Here is a 15,724-nt window from a genome sequence, read left to right as displayed (position 1 = left end):
ATTTTGCTGCAGATGCACACAACATGCTCATCGCGGAATGCAAAAAATATCATGCTCGCTGAGCCACAAACGAGCGGGCGTCGTCATTTGATAGGTTTTAGCAACACCTTAGGTACCTTTCCGAGCCGATTTAAAGCCAATGTTAACTGGCGAGGAGCGATAAACACCCCCGCCGTCACAGAAAGTGCTCTGCCCAATTTGAATCAATCGGAAGATGCATGGCTGAAGCCGAGCGAAACCATCCTGGGTAGGTCTTTCCATAATAAGTGGCATAAGAATCGGGGGTCTCTGACACCATGCTGTCTCTCAAGCTCGGTCGTAGTACCGGACCGTCCGCACCTGTCTCGTCCGAACTCCCGGCAGCCGGTCCTTCCGACGACGCACGCCTGATCGCGGCGATCCAGCGCTTGGCAAACCGTACCGGCCTCGACCAAACCGATATGCCCGGTAACGCCGTGGGTGCCGCCTTGAGCGACCTCGACCGGGCGCAGCGCAGCGATCTGCGTACCGAGCGGGCCAACGTCGCCGCCATTGCAAGAGAAGCCTCGGAAGGGGCGATCAACATCGGCTGGACGACCTACGACGTCGGCGAGGTTGCGCAATCGACGCAAACCATCGCGAGCGCGATCGAAGAAATGGGCGCGTCCATCGCCGAAGTGGCCGAGACCTCTGAGGCCGCCGGCTCCAGCGCCGCCGAAGCCCGCCAAGCGATGACGGCCTGCATGTCCGACGTCGGCGACGCCCGCTCGGCCATGGACGCGATCCGCGACCGCACCCAACAGATCGACGAGCGCCTGCAGCTTCTCCAGAACGCCATCGCCCAGATCGGCACGATGGCGGGCACCATCGCGACGATCTCGAGCCAGACCAACCTGCTCGCGCTGAACGCGACCATCGAGGCCGCCCGCGCGGGCGAGGCAGGCCGCGGCTTCTCGGTGGTGGCTGCCGAGGTGAAGTCGCTCTCGGGCCAGACCGCGCGCTCGACCGAGCAGATCCGCACCTGGCTCAACACCCTTCAGGGCGAAATGAGCCAGATCGCCCGTGCCGTCGAGGAGAGCCGCGGCGCCGTCTCGACCGGCAGCGGCGTGGTCGACAGCCTCGGCAGCCGTGTCGAGAGCGCGGCCGAACGGATCGCCCGCACGAGCGAGATGAACGCGGCTCTCGCTGCGGCCATCACGCAGCAGAGCAGCGCGACGGCGGAGATTTCGAGCAGCGTGCAGAGCATCGCCGCCAAGGCGGCCAAGACCCGTACCGAGATCGAGGCCATCACCAAGCGCCTCGTGAAGGCCGAGACGCTGGCGCAGACGGCTCTGGCGGATTCGAGCGGGATCGACCTCTACGAGTTGGTGCGTCTGCCGGCCGATCTCGGCCTATGGAAGCGGGGCCTCGCGACGATCCTGCTCGGCGCGGCGCCCGCCGATCCGGCGGCAGCGATCCTGCGGGGCCGAGCCGCCCGGCAGGCGGTGGAAAACCTGACCTCCGACCCGTCTCGCCGGAATGCGGCGGAGGCGTTCCTGATGGCCGAGGCAACAGCCCACGCCGAGGCCGAGCGGATGGTGAAAGCCCTCGCCCAGAGCAACTGGGATGTGGGCACGCCGGCCTATCAGGCCGCAAACGCGGCGATGAAGGAGATGATCACCGCCGCCGCCCGGATCATCGAAGCGGCCTAAGCACCGCGCAGCCCCGCCGCCGGGGCGCTTTCAGGCCGAAGCGGGCCGCCCCTGCCCTTCTCGGGCGGGCGCGGCCCCGGCCGCGATCAGGCCGCTTCCTCGTCGTCATCGAGCGTCGGATCGCCGGTCCAGGCCGTGGCGAAGGCGGCGAGGTGGCGCGCATCGGAGAAGGCGAGCACCGTGACCGTACGCTCGGTCGGCATGCCACCGGGATAGGGTGCGAGAAGCACCGTCTCCTGCGAAAGGCGCGCGTCGGGTGCGTTCGCATCGACCCACGCCTTCGCCTCAGGCGTCAGCGTTGCCGGATCGGCCAGCGCCCGCGAATCCGCACGCAGCACGATGATCGTCGTGCCAAGCCCCGGATTGGAGGCCTGGATCTGCTTGATGATGTCGATCATCAGCCTCTCACTTCAGACGCCGCAAACTCGCTGAGCTGAACCGTCGGTTGCGTGTCGGTGAAGTTCGGGATGTCCCCGAAGATCTCCGGCCCATCCTCCGACGCGGCGGCCTTGAACGCGTCGGCGGACTCGAAGCGCAGCAGCGCCACAACCTGATAGGGCGCCGCACCGCCATCGGGCGTACCGGTGCCCGTCACGACTGAGTAGTCGTGCAGACCCTTCGCGGTCCAACGCTCGCTGACCAGCGGCATGTGCTTCTTGAGATAATAGTCCATGTCGAAGCGGGTGCCGGCCCCGCTCGGGTACATCACGCTGACGAGGATCATGGCGTCTCCTTCCGCCGGCTTCTTGATCGAGCCGGCGGATCGGGAACATGTCGCGCCCGCCCGCCGGATCAAGCCTCGGCCTTCGTCAGTGCAGCTTCACCCGCGGCTCAGTGCGCCGGGTGAGCGCCCGGGCCAGGGCATCGAGGCTCGTCTTCCACCAGCCGTTCACGGCTGTCTCGTGCATCTTGTAGAGCGAACGGTACATCAGCCGGGCGAACAGCCCGGCGATGAACATGTTCTTTCCCTGGATGAAGCCCATCAGGTTGCCGACGGCGGTGTACTCGCCGAGCGAGACCAACGAGCCGAAGTCGCGGTACTTGAACGGCTTCAGCGGCCGACCCGCAAGACGGTTGGCCATCTGCCCGTAGAGGTGCGAGGCCTGCTGGTGAGCCGCCTGGGCGCGCGGCGGAATCGGCGTCTGCGAGCCTTCCTCGACGAGGTAGGCGCAGTCGCCCATGGCGAAGATGTCCGGGTCGCGGGAGGTCTGCAGCGTCGCGGTGACGACGAGCTGGTTGTTGCGGGTGCTCTCCAGCCCGCCGAGATCGTGGAGGAAGGCCGGCCCCTTCACGCCTGCGGCCCAGACCACGAGTTCGGAGGGGATGAAGCCGCCATCAGCAAGCTGGACGCCGTCGGCCCGCACCTCGGTGACGCGGGCCTGGACCCGCACCTCGACGCCGATCTTGGCGAGCTGGCCCATCACCTCCCCTGCCAGCCGCTGCGGCACCGCCGGCAGGATGCGGTCGGCGGCCTCGATCAGGGTGATCTTCAGATCCTTGGCCGGATCGATGCGATCGAGACCGGTGCGGGCGACCTCGCGGGTGGTGCGGTGCAGCTCCGCCGCCAGCTCGGTGCCGGTCGCGCCCGCGCCGATTACGGCGACGTGCAACTGGCCGGGACGCACCGGACCCTCCTGGGTGTGGGCGCGCAGCATCCCGTTGACGAGGCGCTGGTGGAAGCGCAGCGCCTGCTCTTTGGTGTCGAGGGCGATGGCGTGCTCGGCCACGCCCGGCGTGCCGAAATCGTTGGTGGTGGAGCCCACCGCCATGATCAGCGTGTCGTAGGCGATGTCGCGCACGGGCGTGACCTCACGCCCCTCGCTGTCGCGGCTGGCGGCGAGATGGATCACCCGCTTCTCGCGGTCGAGCCCGGTCATCTCGCCGATGCGGTAGCGGAAGTGGTTGGCGTGGGCGTGGTGCAGGTAATCGACCGCGTGGTGACCGACATCGAGCGAGCCGGCGGCAACTTCGTGCAGCAGCGGCTTCCAGATGTGGGTGCGCGCCCGGTCCACCAGGGTGATGTGGGCCTTGCCGCGCTTGCCGTACTTGTTGCCGAGCTTGGTTACCAGTTCCAGCCCGGCGGCCCCTCCCCCCACCACGACGATCTTGTGCTGATCCGTGACCGATTCGCTCGGAACCATCCTCGCCCCACTCCCGTCGCCGGCCGCCTCGTTCGGCGGCCTTTCAGTTTGGAATGATCTTACATTGGTAACTGTGAAAGCACCCACACGTTCGCAGCGTGTCTGGAACGCAAATCCAGCATTACTGCATGGGCAGCTTCAAAAAAAAAATTTGCCTTAAGCTGCGGGGGCGCCGGGCTGGCGAAGCGGATGAGCGCGGGCGACGGCGTCGAGCGCAAGGAGTTCGTCGGCGATGCGTTTGACCGTCGGATAGGCGGCGGTATCGATCCCGAAGATGCCGGTGCCGACCCACAGGCTGATGAGGCACAGGTCGGCATGGCTCACCGCGTCGCCCTGGCAGAACCGGCCGGTGCCCGCCTCGGTCGAGAGCCGCGTCTCCAGGGTCTTCAAGCCGGTGGTGAAGGCGTTGCGCAGGAACTCCAGCATCCGCTCCCGCGGCAGGCCGTAATTCTCCATCAGGAAGGTGCGCACCCGCGGCACGTAGAGGGGATGGGTGTCGCAGGCGACGACCTGGGCCAAGGAGCGGGCACGGGCCCGCGCCCGCGGCTCTTCGGGAAGCAACGGCATGCCAGGCCGGGTCTCCTCCAGATAGTCGAGGATCGCGAGCGACTGCGTCAGCGGCGGGCCGTCCCCGTCGAACAGGGCCGGCACCGCCCCTTGAGGGTTGATCGCGAGGAAGTCGGGCTTGTGCTGGTCACCGGCATCAAGGTCGAGGAAGACCTCCTCGTACGTGATGCCCTTGAGGTTGAGGGCGATGCGCACGCGGAAAGCCGCTGCCGAGCGCCAGTTGCCGTACATCTTCACGAGGCCGTCTCTCCCCTTGTCGTCCGGCCTTTTGCGGCCGCTTAGAACGCCTGAAGCGTCAGTTCGGTGTGCTCAACCTGGGGCGGGGCCTCGAAGTAGCGAGAGACCATCGCCCGATAGTCCTTCCAGGCCTGGGAGCCGGTGAAGTCCTGGGTGTGTGCCTCCAGCGTATCCCACTCGATCAGCAGACGGTAGCGCTGCGGCTTCTCGATCGAGCGGCGCACCGCGAAGCTCCGGCACCCGGCGGCGGCACGGAAGATCTCGGCGGCCCGAGCGATGCCGGCTTCAAACTCGGCCTCCGAGCCGGGTTTCAGATCGATCTGCGCGATTTCGAGAATCATGGAGCGTCACTTCCCAGCCGCTCCGCCGCGTCGGTTGGGCGGAGCGTTCCAAGGAGAGGGAATAGCGGACGCGACGACGAACCGTCGAGCCAAAGCGGACACTTCAGGACCCGTTCGACCGGGATGCTCCGGAAGGCGGCTTGCTTCTCATACCGAGCACACCGCAACGGTCGATCCATCAGCCCGTCAGAGGCACACGCCGTGATAGTGCGCTTCGATATGGGCGATCCTGCCGTCAGAGTCGGCGTCCCAATCGACGCTCCAGGTCAACTTGCAGGGAAAGCTCTGCTGCACAAAGTGGGAGTGGCGACGGTTCTCGTGATCGCGCCGCTTGAAGCCCTGCGCCTCCAGCACGCGCGCGAGGTCGGCCTCCGGCGAGCCGACCGGAAAGGCGCTCAGAACGCGGCTCGAGAAGGCGCGCTCCGCCTCTCGAAATGCCGGTGGTAGCCCATCGGCGAGCGGCGGTCGCCAAGCGGGTGACGGCCTAAAGGCCCACCATGCCGCGAGCCAGACGGCGCCGACCAGCGTCAAAGCGACGAGCGACGCGATTCCGACGCCCAGGAGGATGCGTTTGCTCCGTCGTCCCATCGGCGCTCCGCCCCCATCGATCAACAAAAAAGCCCCTCCCTTGCGGGAGAGGCTTTCAGGTCGTGCAAGCCGAAATGGCGCTTACGCTGCCAGGGACCGCAGCACGTAGGGCAGGATACCGCCGTTACGGAAGTATTCCAGCTCGTCGAGCGTATCGATCCGGCAGGTCAGCGGGACCTCCCGCTTCGAGCCGTCGGCGGAGGTGATCTCGGCGGTCAGCGTCTGGCGCGGCTTCAACTCGCCGGCCAATCCCTTGATCGTCACGGTCTCGTCGCCCTTGAGACCGAGCGATTCCCAGGAGGTCTCGCCCTGGAAGACCAGCGGGACCACACCCATGCCGACGAGGTTCGAGCGGTGGATGCGCTCGAAGCTCTCGGCGATCACGGCGCGCACGCCGAGCAGCTTGGTGCCCTTGGCCGCCCAGTCGCGGGACGAACCGGTGCCGTATTCCTTGCCGGCGAAGACGACGAGCGGCGTACCCTCCTCCGCGTATTTCTGCGCGGCGTCGTAGATGTACATCCGCTCCCCGTCGGGCTGGTGCAGCGTCCAGCCGCCCTCGACGACGTTGCCGGCCTCGTCCCGCACCATCTGGTTCTTGATGCGGATGTTGGCAAACGTGCCCCGCATCATCACCTCGTGGTTGCCGCGGCGCGTGCCGTACTGGTTGAAGTCCTGCACCCGCACCTGATGCTCCTGCAGGTACTCACCGGCGGGCGAGGCCGCGCGGATGTTGCCGGCGGGCGAGATGTGGTCGGTTGTGATCGAGTCGAGGAACAGACCGAGGATGCGCGCGCCCTCGATGTCGGTGATCGGGTCGGGCGTCTTGGTCATGCCCTCGAAGTACGGCGGGTTCTGCACGTAGGTGGAGCCGCCGTCCCAGGCGAAGGTTTCGGCCTCGGTGACCTCGACGCCCTTCCAGTTCTCGTCGCCGCCGAACACGTCGGCGTAGCGGCTCTTGAACAGGGTCGAGGTGATGTTCTCCTCGATGAAGCGGTTCACCTCCTCCGAGGACGGCCAAATGTCCTTCAGGTAGACCGGCTGACCGTCCGAACCCTGGCCGAGCGGCTCCGTGGTGATGTCGATCTGGAGCGAGCCGGCGAGCGCGTAGGCCACAACCAGCGGCGGCGAGGCGAGGTAGTTCGCCCGCACGTCCGGGTTCACCCGGCCCTCGAAGTTGCGGTTGCCCGAGAGCACCGCGGCGGCAACGACGTCGTTGTCGTTGATCGCCTTCGAGATCGGCGCCGGGAGCGGCCCGGAATTGCCGATGCAGGTGGTGCAGCCGAAGCCGACGAGGTTAAAGCCGAGCGCGTCGAGGCTCGCCTGGAGGCCGGACTTGTCGAGATACTCGCCGACGACCTGGCTGCCGGGGGCGAGCGAGGTCTTCACCCACGGCTTCGAGGTCAGGCCCTTGGCGACCGCGTTGCGGGCGAGCAGGCCGGCGCCGATCATCACGCTCGGGTTCGAGGTATTGGTGCAGCTCGTGATCGCGGCGATCACCACGTCACCGTGGCCGATGTCGAAGTTCGTGCCCTCGACCGGGTAGCGCCGGGCAATGTCGGCGGCTCGTCTGAACTCCTTCTCCATCGAGTCGGCGAAGCCGGCCTTGGCGCTATCCAGCAGCACCCGGTCCTGCGGACGCTTCGGGCCGGCGAGCGACGGGCGCACCGTGCCCATGTCGAGTTCGAGCGTGTCGGTGAACACGGGATCGGGGGTCTTGGCGTCGCGCCACATCCCCTGCGCCTTGGCATAGGCCTCGACCAGCGCGATGCGATCGTCCTGGCGGCCGGTGACCTTCAGGAAGTCGATGGTCTTCTGGTCGATCGGGAAGAAGCCGCAGGTCGCGCCATATTCGGGCGCCATGTTGGAGATCGTGGCACGATCGGCCACCGGCATGTCATCGAGGCCGGGCCCGTAGAATTCCACGAACTTGCCGACCACGCCCTTCTTGCGCAGCATCTGCGTGACGGTGAGCACGAGGTCGGTCGCGGTGGTGCCTTCGGGCAGCTTGCCCGACAGCCGGAAGCCGACGACTTCGGGGATCAGCATCGACAGCGGCTGGCCGAGCATCGCGGCTTCCGCCTCGATGCCGCCGACGCCCCAACCGAGCACGGCCAGACCGTTGACCATGGTGGTGTGCGAATCGGTGCCAACGAGGCTATCGGGGTAGGCGATCTCGGCGCCGTCCTCGTTCCTCGTCCAGACCGTCTGGGACAGGTATTCGAGGTTGACCTGGTGGCAGATGCCCGTGCCCGGCGGCACGACGGAGAAGTTGTCGAACGCCGACTGGCCCCATTTCAGGAAGGTGTAGCGCTCGCCGTTGCGGGCGTATTCGAGGGCGACGTTGTCGCCGAGCGCCTTCGGGGTGCCGAACTCGTCCACGATCACCGAGTGGTCGATGACGAGATCGACCGGCACCAGCGGGTTAATCTTTTGCGGGTCGCCGCCGAGCGCCACCATGGCGTCACGCATCGCGGCGAGATCGACCACCGCCGGCACGCCGGTGAAGTCCTGCATCAGCACGCGGGAGGGGCGAAAGGCGATCTCGGTCTCGGCCTTGCCCTGGTTGCCGAGCCAGGCGACGGCGGCCTCGATATCCGCCCGCTTGACCGAGCGGTCGTCCTCGAAGCGCAGAAGGTTCTCGAGGATGACTTTCATCGAGAACGGAAGGGCGGTCGAATCGGCCAAGCCGTTCTTCTCCGCCTCGGGGATCGAGTAGTAGGTGTAGGTCTTGCCGCCTGCTTGAAGCGTTTGGCGAGCCTTGAAGCTGTCGAGGGATGCCACGGCGAGTCGGGTCCTGAGCTGGCGTTAGCGAACACGGAGCAGGCATAACCTGCGCCACGAGAGGTGTTCGGCCGAAAGGCGCTCCAAGGAGCGCGCGCCGCCCCGGGGGTGCCCGGGTAGCGAGTGCCCTCGGGAAACTCCCGGCGGCCGGGAGGCCCGCGAATGACACTCAGGATGGTGCGCGAGGGGCGATTTGGACGCCCTGGAATGATCGCGCGGCGCAGCCTGGGCCGGTCTATAGAACGTTTCGAAATTGGCCGCTACTGGTCCGATGACACAGGCTCGCGACTGATATCGCGGTCCCGCCCTGCCGATACGCCCTACGCCCATCCGCGCCCAAGACGTCGCAGCGGTGCACCGCGTCCCAGAACGCCTCGCGTTGGTCCGGAGTCAGGCATGCGTGTCGGGCGTCCGATTGTGTGCGTCCGGCGAGGGGATCGCAGGCAAAAGCCTCTCCGGACGTGTCAGGTGGAGCCCGAGCATGTCTCGGCACCCATGGTCGGCCATCCTGCGAAACTGCCATCCGGCATCACCGAATCAACACCTCGGCGGCCGGAGCGGTTCGCGCGCCGTCGAACGATCCGCTATAGGCCGCACGAGACCGACCTCTCCGCTCGCGAGATGTCCCGGTGTCACCTCGCGCAAGGCGAGGAGATCAGACAGGCAGGATCGAGACGAAGCGTGCGGACCTCAACCTCATCGAAGGCCGATCCGTGCGGTTGATCGTCGAGAATCTGGCCTGTCGCCGCTCCGGACGCCGCATTTTTTCCGGCCTTTCCTTCGCGCTTGGACCCGGCGAAGGCTTGATGGTCACCGGGCGCAACGGCGCAGGCAAATCGAGCCTGCTCACGATGCTGTCCGGCCGCCTCAAGCCCGATACCGGCACGATCCGCGCCGAGGGCATCGGCGAGGCGAACCTGCCGGAATGCCTTCACGTCGTCGGGCACCGGGACGGTTTGAAATCGGCGCTGACGGCCGCCGAGAATCTGGAATTCGCCCGCGACCTGCTCGGCAATCCCGCGGCCTCCCCGAAATCGGCTCTGGAAGCGATGGGCCTGCCGCACGTGGCGCGCTTGCCGGTCGGCTATCTCTCGGCAGGGCAGCGGCGCCGGGTCGCGCTGGCGCGCCTCCTCGTCTGCCGCCGCCCGCTCTGGCTGCTCGACGAGCCGACTGCCGCCCTGGACCTCGCCTCGCAGGGGGTTCTCGCCGGACTAATGGGACGCCACCGGGCCGAAGGCGGGCTCGTGGTTGCTGCAACGCACCAAGCCCTCGGCCTGGAGGATGCTCGCGAGCTGCGCATCGCCTCAACCGCATCCGAGGCTGTCTCCGAGGCGGCGTACCAGGCAGAGGATTGGCTGTGATCCGTGCCTTCTCGGCCCTCCTCGCCCGCGATCTGAAACTGGCCGCCCGGGTCGGGGGCTCGGGCGCGCTGTCGCTCGTTTTCTTCCTGATGATCGTGGTGCTGGTGCCCTTCGCGCTGGGCCCCGACATGAACCTGCTGTCGCGGATCGGCCCCGCGATTCTCTGGCTGTCGGCGGTGCTTGCCACCTTGATCGGTCTCGACCGGTTGTTTCAGTCGGACGAGGAGGATGGCTCCCTCGACCTGATGACCGGCGCCGCGGTGCCGCTGGAGCTGGTGGTGCTGGCCAAGGTTCTGGCCTCCTGGCTTACGACCGGTCTGCCTCTGGCGCTCGCTTCGCCGTTGTTCGGCCTGCTGGTGGCACTCTCCCCGAAGGCCATGGGTGCCACGGCCCTGACGCTTGCCCTGGGCACGCCGGCCCTGGCCTTCATCGGCGCCGTCGGCGCGGCGTTGACCGCCACCATCCGCCGGGGCGGCCTGATCCTGGCCATCATCGTATTGCCGCTGATGGTGCCGACTCTAATCTTTGGGGTCTCAGCGGCCGAGGCGGCCCTGGGCGGCACGGTGCCGTTCACGACCCCGTTGACGGTGCTGGCCGCCTTGAGCCTGATCGCGGCGGTGGTCGGCACCCTAGCCGCCGCCGCCGCGCTACGCTGGTCAGAGTGAACCGGGCGCGGCTCTCGGGAGGCTGCGTCCCGGTTCGCCGGATCTACTTATCGCAGCCGATGCAGATCCCGGTGTCGATTTTGTCGTTCTTCTTCTCCATGGCGGTCTCGCGATCGCGATTTCCCGAGCCACGAGTCGCACCGCCCGCCCCGGGAGGCGGCATGGTCTGACCGACGGCCGAGGTGTTCGGTGCGTAGATGGTCGAGGTCGGACCACCACCGGTACCCGTCTGCGCCGGGCCTTGGGCGGCAGCGGATGTGGCAAGGGCCGCGACCAGAACCGCGGCAAACGAGAGACGTGTGATCATCGGCAAACTCCCTTGGAGTTGGAACGCACTAGACCCCTGAGGGTTCATGCCGATCCACCGCCGGAAGTCGTCTCACCATCGGTTCTCGCGAGCACCGTTCTATCAGGATCAAGCTCGGCAGCGGTTCTCCGGATTCAGTCAGGCCAGCAGATCGTCGCTTCGCGCAGTCCCATCAGATGGGCTTCGCGGAGCCCGAACGAAGGAGAGGCATCGAACACCTCGCCCGCCACGCTCACCTCGCAGGCTTCGCCGAGAGCGCCACCGGCGCACAGTGCGAGGGCACGTGTACGGCCTTGCGCCTCCGCGGCCGCGACCCGGATCAGAAGCTTGCCGGCCAAGCGAATATTGCCTGCTGCATCCTCCGGCAACAGGCCGATGCAGGTGATCTCGTCGTCGGTCGCGTGCACCAGATGGCAATGATCGAGCGTGACGCGTTCACCGACATGGTGACGGGCCGCGGCTGCGAAGGCCGCTGCGTCCGCATGCGCTTCGAGTGCGTGAGCGCCGCTCGGAAGCAGAAGGCCGCTCAGGATGAAAATGCGTCCGACCCGCATGGAGAACCCCACCGCACGATTGTGACCGCGCAAACTTCGCAATTTGCAGGCCGAAATCGATCAGGGGACGGCGCATTCCGGGAATCGGCGATGTCAGCGGGTCTGTCCGGTCTCGGGAGCGTGGGTGTTCTGGCTGTCGGTCGGGCCGGTCAGCGTGAAGGCGAAGACAACAAGCCCTGCAAGGATCATTAGCGCGACGGGGAACACGAGCATCCAACGGGGCATATCTGGTTTCCATAAGCGGGCATTCGGAGCACCGAAACCCTTGGGCAGCCGAATGGCTCCGCCTGAGCTGCTGAGATCGGAGCCGAACATATGCGACAAATGCATGCCCGATCCGACGCGTCGGCGATTGCTTTGTGCACTGCAACCTGAGAAATCATGGCCATGCCGGATCGCGATGGCGTCGCGGTCCTGCAGCCCTTCTTGGGCGTTTCCTCCCTAGACTTCGGGCCGTCCTTCGGGGCGGCCTTTTTTCTTTTTGGCAGTCATGCGTCCCTGCGCACAGGCCCGATCCGCGATTGTGGATCGCCCCTCGCAACGGGGAACCCGGGGCGACGGGCGCATTGACCGATGCGCAGCCATGGCGATAGCTTGACCGTTGACGGTTCCCGCAAGGGATCACAAGGGAACGCGGTGGAGGGCTTTCGAGCCAGATCCCGCGGCTGCCCCCGCAACTGTGAGCGGAGAGCCCTCCATCACCACGTCACTGGGCATGCCTCGCCTGGGAAGACGATGGGGGACAACGACCCGTGAGCCAGGAGACCTGCCGTCAGCCGTGGTCACACGCGAGCCATGCCGGGCGGGGTGTCCCAGCAGGTGTCGAGACGCTGAAGGCTCGTGGCCCGCAGCGGATCGGCCTCGGTCGCGGTGACGTGCCACCGTTGCTGCCGAGGCCTCGTTTCCATCATGTCCCCCCTTCACCGCCGCTCCTGCGGCTGGTCTCTTCTGTCCGCCGTCGCCGCCCTCCCGCTCACACTGTCCGGCCCGGTTCGGGCTCAGGCACCGCTGACGCATCTCGATGAGATCGCGGTGCAAGGCGGCACTGGGATCGGCCTGCCTGCCAACGCGCCGGCCGACGCCGTCGGTGCGGAGGCCGCCGCGGCCCTGCGGACGCCGAGTCTGACGCAGTCCTCGCCCGTCGGCCTCAACCTGCGCACGCCGTCGCGCTCGGCGAGCCGTCTCGGTCTCACGCCGCTGGAAACACCGGCAAGCCTCGACATCATCTCGGGCGAGACGATCCGTCTGCGCGGTCAGACCAGCGTGCTGGAAGCCGTGTCGCAGAACGGCACCGGCATCACGGCCTTCGGCTCGCCGGGCAATGGACTCGGTTTCTTCACCGCCCGCGGTTTTGCCGGGCAGAATTCGATCCAGACGCTGTTCGACGGCACCCGGCTCTATGTCGGCGCCAACACCGTTACCTTCCCGTTCGACACGTGGAACGTGGAACGGATCGAGGTGCTGCGCGGCCCGGCCTCGGTTCTCTACGGGGACGGGGCCATCGGCGGCATCGTCAACGTCGTCTCGAAGAAGCCGCTGTTCACGCCGCTCAACGTCGCGCGCTTCGGTCTCGGTGAGGACGGCATCGCCCGCGCGGCGGTCGACTCGACCGGGCCGATCGGCGAGTCGCTCGCCTACCGCCTCAATGTCAGCGGCAACCGTGCCGACGGCTGGATCACGCCGGAGGGCGACTTCCGCAACCTCGCGGTCTCGGGCGCACTGACGCTCCAGGCGAATCCGGATCTGGCCTTCACGCTCAGCCACGATCTCGGCTACCAGGAGCCCACCCGCTACTGGGGCTCGCCGCTGGTGAACGGGCGTGTCCCCGACGCCATCCGCTTCAACAACTACAACGTCCGCGATTCGAAGATCGCCTGGACCGACAACTGGACGCAGTTCCGGACGGAGTGGACCCCCTCGGCCGACGTGACGGTGCGCAACACCGCCTACCGCCTTCAAAGCCGCCGGCATTGGCGCGACGTCGAGCAGTACCGCTTCAACCCGACAACCGGCCTCGTCGACCGCTCCGACTATCTTGAAATCTACCACAGCCAGGAACAGGTCGGGAATCGGTTCGACGCGACGTTCCGCGGTTCCCTTTTCGGGTTGGCCAACACCTTCTCGGCCGGCTTCGACGTGAACCACGTAAGCTTCCGGCACACCAACAACTTCACCTTCTCCGAAACGCCGTCGAGCGTGCCCCTGAACAACTACGATCCCGGCTTCTTCCCGCCGGAGGGGCGGGCGAGCCCGGCCTACGCCACGCGCACGAACCAAGCTTCGGTCTTCGCCGAGGATCGGCTTTTCCTGACCGACCGGTTGTCGTTCCTCACCGGCGTGCGCTTCGACGCGCCGCGTCTGTACCGGGAGGATCTGCGCAGCGGCGCGACCTTCGAGCGCTCGTTCCGCGCCCTCGGCTACCGCTTCGCGCTGCTCTACGAGCCGACGCCGGACACATCGCTCTATGCGCAATACGCCACCGCGACGGATCCGGTGAACAGCCTGATCACTCTCTCGCAATCGCTGGCCGGCTTCGAACTCTCGACTGGCCGTCAGGTCGAGGTCGGCGCCAAGGGCCTGCTTTTCGGCGGCGCCGTCGAGTGGACGCTGGCCGGCTACCGCATCGTCAAGGACAACCTGATCTCGGCGGTTCCGGGCCAGCCGACGGTCTCGACGCAGGTCGGCCAGCAATCCTCCCTCGGCGCGGAGGCCGCGCTCTCCTGGCTCCCCGCCCCCGGCTGGCGCATCGATGCCAACCTCGCTTTGCTCCACGCTCAGTACGACGACTTCACCCAGAATGTCGGCGGGGTTGCCGTCTCCTATGCCGGCAATCAGCCGGTCAACGTGCCGGAGCAGGTGGCCAATCTCTGGGTCAATTGGGCCTTCGCCCGCGATTGGGAGGGGCGCGTCGGCCTCCAGCATGTCGGCGAAGTCTTCTCCGATTTCGGCAACACCGCGCGGCGGCCGGCCTACACGCTGGTCAATCTCGGCCTCGACCATCAGGTCACCGCCGGCTCCCGCCTGTCTCTGCGGGTCTTCAACCTGCTCGACACGATCTACGCGGTCGATGGCAGCGCCGTGAACGGTGTCGGCACCGCCTGGGTGCTGGGGCGCCCGCGCTCGCTGGAGGTCGCCTACACGATCGCGTGGTGAACGACGCGCCGGGACGCTCGAGCAAGGACGCCTGCGCGTGTCGTCACCACGCCGCAGGCTCCACCGGGAAACCAGACAGCCGATGGAGGACTTGCCTTGCGGATGGTTGATTCTTCGCACGCCATTGGGATGCGAAGGGTTCGTTTCGTTCAGGAGTTCCTCGATGCACCGCATCGCTCTCACCGTCACCGTTCTGAGCTGCCTCGGCTCTTCTGGGGCGGCCATCGCTCAAGCGCGCCCCCCGGGCATCCCTGGCGGCCCGTTCCCGCCGGGCACGATCATCCAGCGCCAGACCAACACGACGGGCAACACCGTTGATTACGTCATCGCGCCGGGCGCCACGGGGGCCGACACCATCACCACCAATTCGGCGGCCGGCGGCAATGCCGGCCAGCCGGAGCGTGCCATCCCGCAGGGCAGCGCGGGTGGCGGAAGCGGGGGCGGTAGCTCGCGCTAAGGACCTGCTCGGCGCCGACGATGCCCCCGGACGCGCCGGGCCAGCTATCACCGCAGATAAGTCTCTGAGAAATCGCTTAATTTCGTCGCGCACGTGAGGCCCGATGCAACGTCGGCGAGCGCCGTCGCGTTGGGACCCCGGTCGGTCGGCACCGTGTCCGACGCCATGAGATGGAGCGCGACGATGGGCCGGGCGGCAGCAATGGGCGTTGTGGCGGCGCTGACACTTTTCAGCCCGTCGCTGGCGGCAGCCCGGCTGAAGATGGACGACAAAGCATCGCTGTGGCCGCGCGCCGGAGCGAGTGAGAAGATCGACTTCACCAACCGTGTCGGCAAATCGATGAGCACGCTCTCGCCGGATCTCGACAGCGGCTATTTCATGCGCTGTCTGGAGGAGGTGGCCAACATCGGCGACACCAAGGATCTCACGCTGAGTGACATGGTGCGAACCTGCGTCTCGCTGCAGAGCAGCCGGTCCGGCGCCGCAGAATGAGGAAGCGCTCGTCCAAGAACGACGAAAAGGCCCGATCCGCCGTTGATCGAGCGCACATACAAAGCGGCAAGCAGGAAATTGGTGCCGCATGCGGCGAAAGTGAAGGCCAAGGCTAGGGCTGCGGTCACCTTCGGCGCCGTCGTCGAGCCCTACCCTGAAGCGGTGGCACCGCATCTGCGCCCGGCCTAATGGAAGTAGCCGAGCGGATAGGCCTTGAAGCGCGACCGCTTGGGTTTGTCGCCGTCGACCTCCGGCAATCGGCTGATCCCATGGCGCTGCAGGTAGCGATGCAGCGACGAGCGGGTCAGGTGCGGGATCGTGGCCTGCAGCGCGTAGAGGCAGTCGTCCAGCGGCAGGAGCGTGTGACGCCGAAAGGCGACCACCACCGCTTCGTCTTCGGGTGACAGCAC

Annotated in this window: 16 protein-coding genes, 1 pseudogene and 1 riboswitch; of the genes and pseudogenes, 6 read left to right on the top strand and 11 right to left on the bottom strand. The window is 66.8% G+C overall.

All coding sequences use genetic code 11. The annotated features are described in order from the left end of the window. Nucleotides 1-296: 296 nt before the first annotated feature. Complete coding sequence (locus MKK50_RS11525; protein WP_499022371.1) at nucleotides 297-1,670, top strand: methyl-accepting chemotaxis protein; 1,374 nt, start codon at nucleotides 297-299, stop codon at nucleotides 1,668-1,670. 86 nt (nucleotides 1,671-1,756) lie between these two features. Here the strand turns inward: MKK50_RS11525 and MKK50_RS11520 are convergent, their stop codons facing one another. From MKK50_RS11520 to acnA, 7 genes are all read right to left on the bottom strand, one after another. Then, on the bottom strand, nucleotides 1,757-2,068 hold the full coding sequence (locus MKK50_RS11520; RefSeq protein ID WP_499022369.1) for a hypothetical protein: 312 nt from the start codon (nucleotides 2,066-2,068) through the stop codon (nucleotides 1,757-1,759). Next, nucleotides 2,068-2,394, bottom strand: coding sequence for an EthD family reductase (locus MKK50_RS11515; RefSeq protein WP_253372012.1), 327 nt, complete (start codon nucleotides 2,392-2,394; stop codon nucleotides 2,068-2,070). Before MKK50_RS11515 ends, MKK50_RS11520 begins: the two co-directional genes overlap by 1 nt. Nucleotides 2,395-2,479: 85 nt before the next feature. Then, a complete protein-coding gene (locus MKK50_RS11510) occupies nucleotides 2,480-3,811 on the bottom strand; it encodes an NAD(P)/FAD-dependent oxidoreductase (protein ID WP_499022367.1) in 1,332 nt (443 codons plus the stop codon). 156 nt (nucleotides 3,812-3,967) lie between these two features. Then, complete coding sequence (gene maiA, locus MKK50_RS11505) at nucleotides 3,968-4,615, bottom strand: maleylacetoacetate isomerase (RefSeq protein WP_253372016.1); 648 nt, start codon at nucleotides 4,613-4,615, stop codon at nucleotides 3,968-3,970. A 41-nt stretch (nucleotides 4,616-4,656) separates the two neighbouring features. Continuing rightward, complete coding sequence (locus tag MKK50_RS11500) at nucleotides 4,657-4,956, bottom strand: antibiotic biosynthesis monooxygenase family protein (protein WP_499022365.1); 300 nt, start codon at nucleotides 4,954-4,956, stop codon at nucleotides 4,657-4,659. Between the two features lie 186 nt (nucleotides 4,957-5,142). Then, nucleotides 5,143-5,568 carry a hypothetical protein gene (locus MKK50_RS11495; protein ID WP_499022363.1) on the bottom strand — a complete coding sequence of 142 codons (426 nt, stop codon included), beginning with the start codon at nucleotides 5,566-5,568 and terminating at the stop codon, nucleotides 5,143-5,145. A 57-nt stretch (nucleotides 5,569-5,625) separates the two neighbouring features. Then, complete coding sequence (gene acnA / locus MKK50_RS11490) at nucleotides 5,626-8,325, bottom strand: aconitate hydratase AcnA (RefSeq protein WP_499022361.1); 2,700 nt, start codon at nucleotides 8,323-8,325, stop codon at nucleotides 5,626-5,628. A gap of 713 nt (nucleotides 8,326-9,038) precedes the next feature. On the opposite strand from acnA, the gene ccmA reads away from it, so the two are divergent. After that, nucleotides 9,039-9,686 (top strand): heme ABC exporter ATP-binding protein CcmA, encoded by a 648-nt coding sequence (gene ccmA / locus MKK50_RS11485; RefSeq protein ID WP_499022359.1) that lies wholly within the window; start codon nucleotides 9,039-9,041, stop codon nucleotides 9,684-9,686. Beyond that, on the top strand, nucleotides 9,683-10,351 hold the full coding sequence (ccmB, locus tag MKK50_RS11480) for a heme exporter protein CcmB (RefSeq protein WP_056193088.1): 669 nt from the start codon (nucleotides 9,683-9,685) through the stop codon (nucleotides 10,349-10,351). Before ccmA ends, ccmB begins: the two co-directional genes overlap by 4 nt. A gap of 43 nt (nucleotides 10,352-10,394) precedes the next feature. Here the strand turns inward: ccmB and MKK50_RS11475 are convergent, their stop codons facing one another. The 3 genes from MKK50_RS11475 to MKK50_RS11465 all read right to left on the bottom strand — a co-directional run bounded on the left by MKK50_RS11475 (nucleotide 10,395) and on the right by MKK50_RS11465 (nucleotide 11,437). Beyond that, nucleotides 10,395-10,658 (bottom strand): hypothetical protein, encoded by a 264-nt coding sequence (locus tag MKK50_RS11475; protein WP_499022356.1) that lies wholly within the window; start codon nucleotides 10,656-10,658, stop codon nucleotides 10,395-10,397. A gap of 134 nt (nucleotides 10,659-10,792) precedes the next feature. Next, nucleotides 10,793-11,212 (bottom strand): hypothetical protein, encoded by a 420-nt coding sequence (locus MKK50_RS11470; protein ID WP_499022354.1) that lies wholly within the window; start codon nucleotides 11,210-11,212, stop codon nucleotides 10,793-10,795. Between the two features lie 93 nt (nucleotides 11,213-11,305). Continuing rightward, nucleotides 11,306-11,437: a hypothetical protein gene (locus MKK50_RS11465; RefSeq protein ID WP_499022352.1), complete on the bottom strand. Its 132-nt coding sequence runs from the start codon at nucleotides 11,435-11,437 to the stop codon at nucleotides 11,306-11,308. A 363-nt stretch (nucleotides 11,438-11,800) separates the two neighbouring features. Then, a riboswitch (cobalamin riboswitch) is annotated at nucleotides 11,801-12,000 on the top strand. 121 nt (nucleotides 12,001-12,121) lie between these two features. Between MKK50_RS11465 and MKK50_RS11460 the strand changes: the two genes are divergently transcribed. The 3 genes from MKK50_RS11460 to MKK50_RS11450 all read left to right on the top strand — a co-directional run bounded on the left by MKK50_RS11460 (nucleotide 12,122) and on the right by MKK50_RS11450 (nucleotide 15,314). Beyond that, a complete protein-coding gene (locus MKK50_RS11460) occupies nucleotides 12,122-14,365 on the top strand; it encodes a TonB-dependent receptor (protein WP_499022350.1) in 2,244 nt (747 codons plus the stop codon). Nucleotides 14,366-14,528: 163 nt separating this feature from the next. Further along, the gene (locus MKK50_RS11455) at nucleotides 14,529-14,822 is read left to right on the top strand and encodes a hypothetical protein (protein ID WP_499022348.1); all 294 of its coding nucleotides are present in this window, start codon (nucleotides 14,529-14,531) and stop codon (nucleotides 14,820-14,822) included. A 183-nt stretch (nucleotides 14,823-15,005) separates the two neighbouring features. After that, nucleotides 15,006-15,314 (top strand): hypothetical protein, encoded by a 309-nt coding sequence (locus MKK50_RS11450; RefSeq protein WP_253455032.1) that lies wholly within the window; start codon nucleotides 15,006-15,008, stop codon nucleotides 15,312-15,314. 188 nt (nucleotides 15,315-15,502) lie between these two features. On the opposite strand, the pseudogene MKK50_RS11445 reads toward MKK50_RS11450, so the two are convergent. Beyond that, nucleotides 15,503-15,724, bottom strand: a pseudogene (locus tag MKK50_RS11445) (IS481 family transposase); the annotation flags it as partial.

The sequence above is a fragment of the Methylobacterium sp. J-043 genome (assembly GCF_022829505.1).
Lineage (GTDB): Bacteria > Pseudomonadota > Alphaproteobacteria > Rhizobiales > Beijerinckiaceae > Methylobacterium > Methylobacterium extorquens_A.
Note: the sequence above shows the minus strand (reverse complement) of the source record. Positions and strands in the feature narration are given on the sequence as shown.

What these genes read in the sequence shown, in the direction of transcription:
- MKK50_RS11520 (WP_499022369.1), bottom strand. Translation starts at nt 2,068, where the DNA reads ATGATCGACATCATCAAGCAGATCCAGGCCTCCAATCCGGGGCTTGGC.
- MKK50_RS11515 (WP_253372012.1), bottom strand. Translation starts at nt 2,394, where the DNA reads ATGATCCTCGTCAGCGTGATGTACCCGAGCGGGGCCGGCACCCGCTTC.
- MKK50_RS11510 (WP_499022367.1), bottom strand. Translation starts at nt 3,811, where the DNA reads ATGGTTCCGAGCGAATCGGTCACGGATCAGCACAAGATCGTCGTGGTG.
- MKK50_RS11460 (WP_499022350.1), top strand. Translation starts at nt 12,122, where the DNA reads ATGTCCCCCCTTCACCGCCGCTCCTGCGGCTGGTCTCTTCTGTCCGCC.
- MKK50_RS11465 (WP_499022352.1), bottom strand. Translation starts at nt 11,437, where the DNA reads ATGCCCCGTTGGATGCTCGTGTTCCCCGTCGCGCTAATGATCCTTGCA.
- MKK50_RS11475 (WP_499022356.1), bottom strand. Translation starts at nt 10,658, where the DNA reads ATGATCACACGTCTCTCGTTTGCCGCGGTTCTGGTCGCGGCCCTTGCC.
- MKK50_RS11450 (WP_253455032.1), top strand. Translation starts at nt 15,006, where the DNA reads ATGGGCCGGGCGGCAGCAATGGGCGTTGTGGCGGCGCTGACACTTTTC.
- MKK50_RS11470 (WP_499022354.1), bottom strand. Translation starts at nt 11,212, where the DNA reads ATGCGGGTCGGACGCATTTTCATCCTGAGCGGCCTTCTGCTTCCGAGC.
- MKK50_RS11455 (WP_499022348.1), top strand. Translation starts at nt 14,529, where the DNA reads ATGCACCGCATCGCTCTCACCGTCACCGTTCTGAGCTGCCTCGGCTCT.
- MKK50_RS11525 (WP_499022371.1), top strand. Translation starts at nt 297, where the DNA reads ATGCTGTCTCTCAAGCTCGGTCGTAGTACCGGACCGTCCGCACCTGTC.
- MKK50_RS11500 (WP_499022365.1), bottom strand. Translation starts at nt 4,956, where the DNA reads ATGATTCTCGAAATCGCGCAGATCGATCTGAAACCCGGCTCGGAGGCC.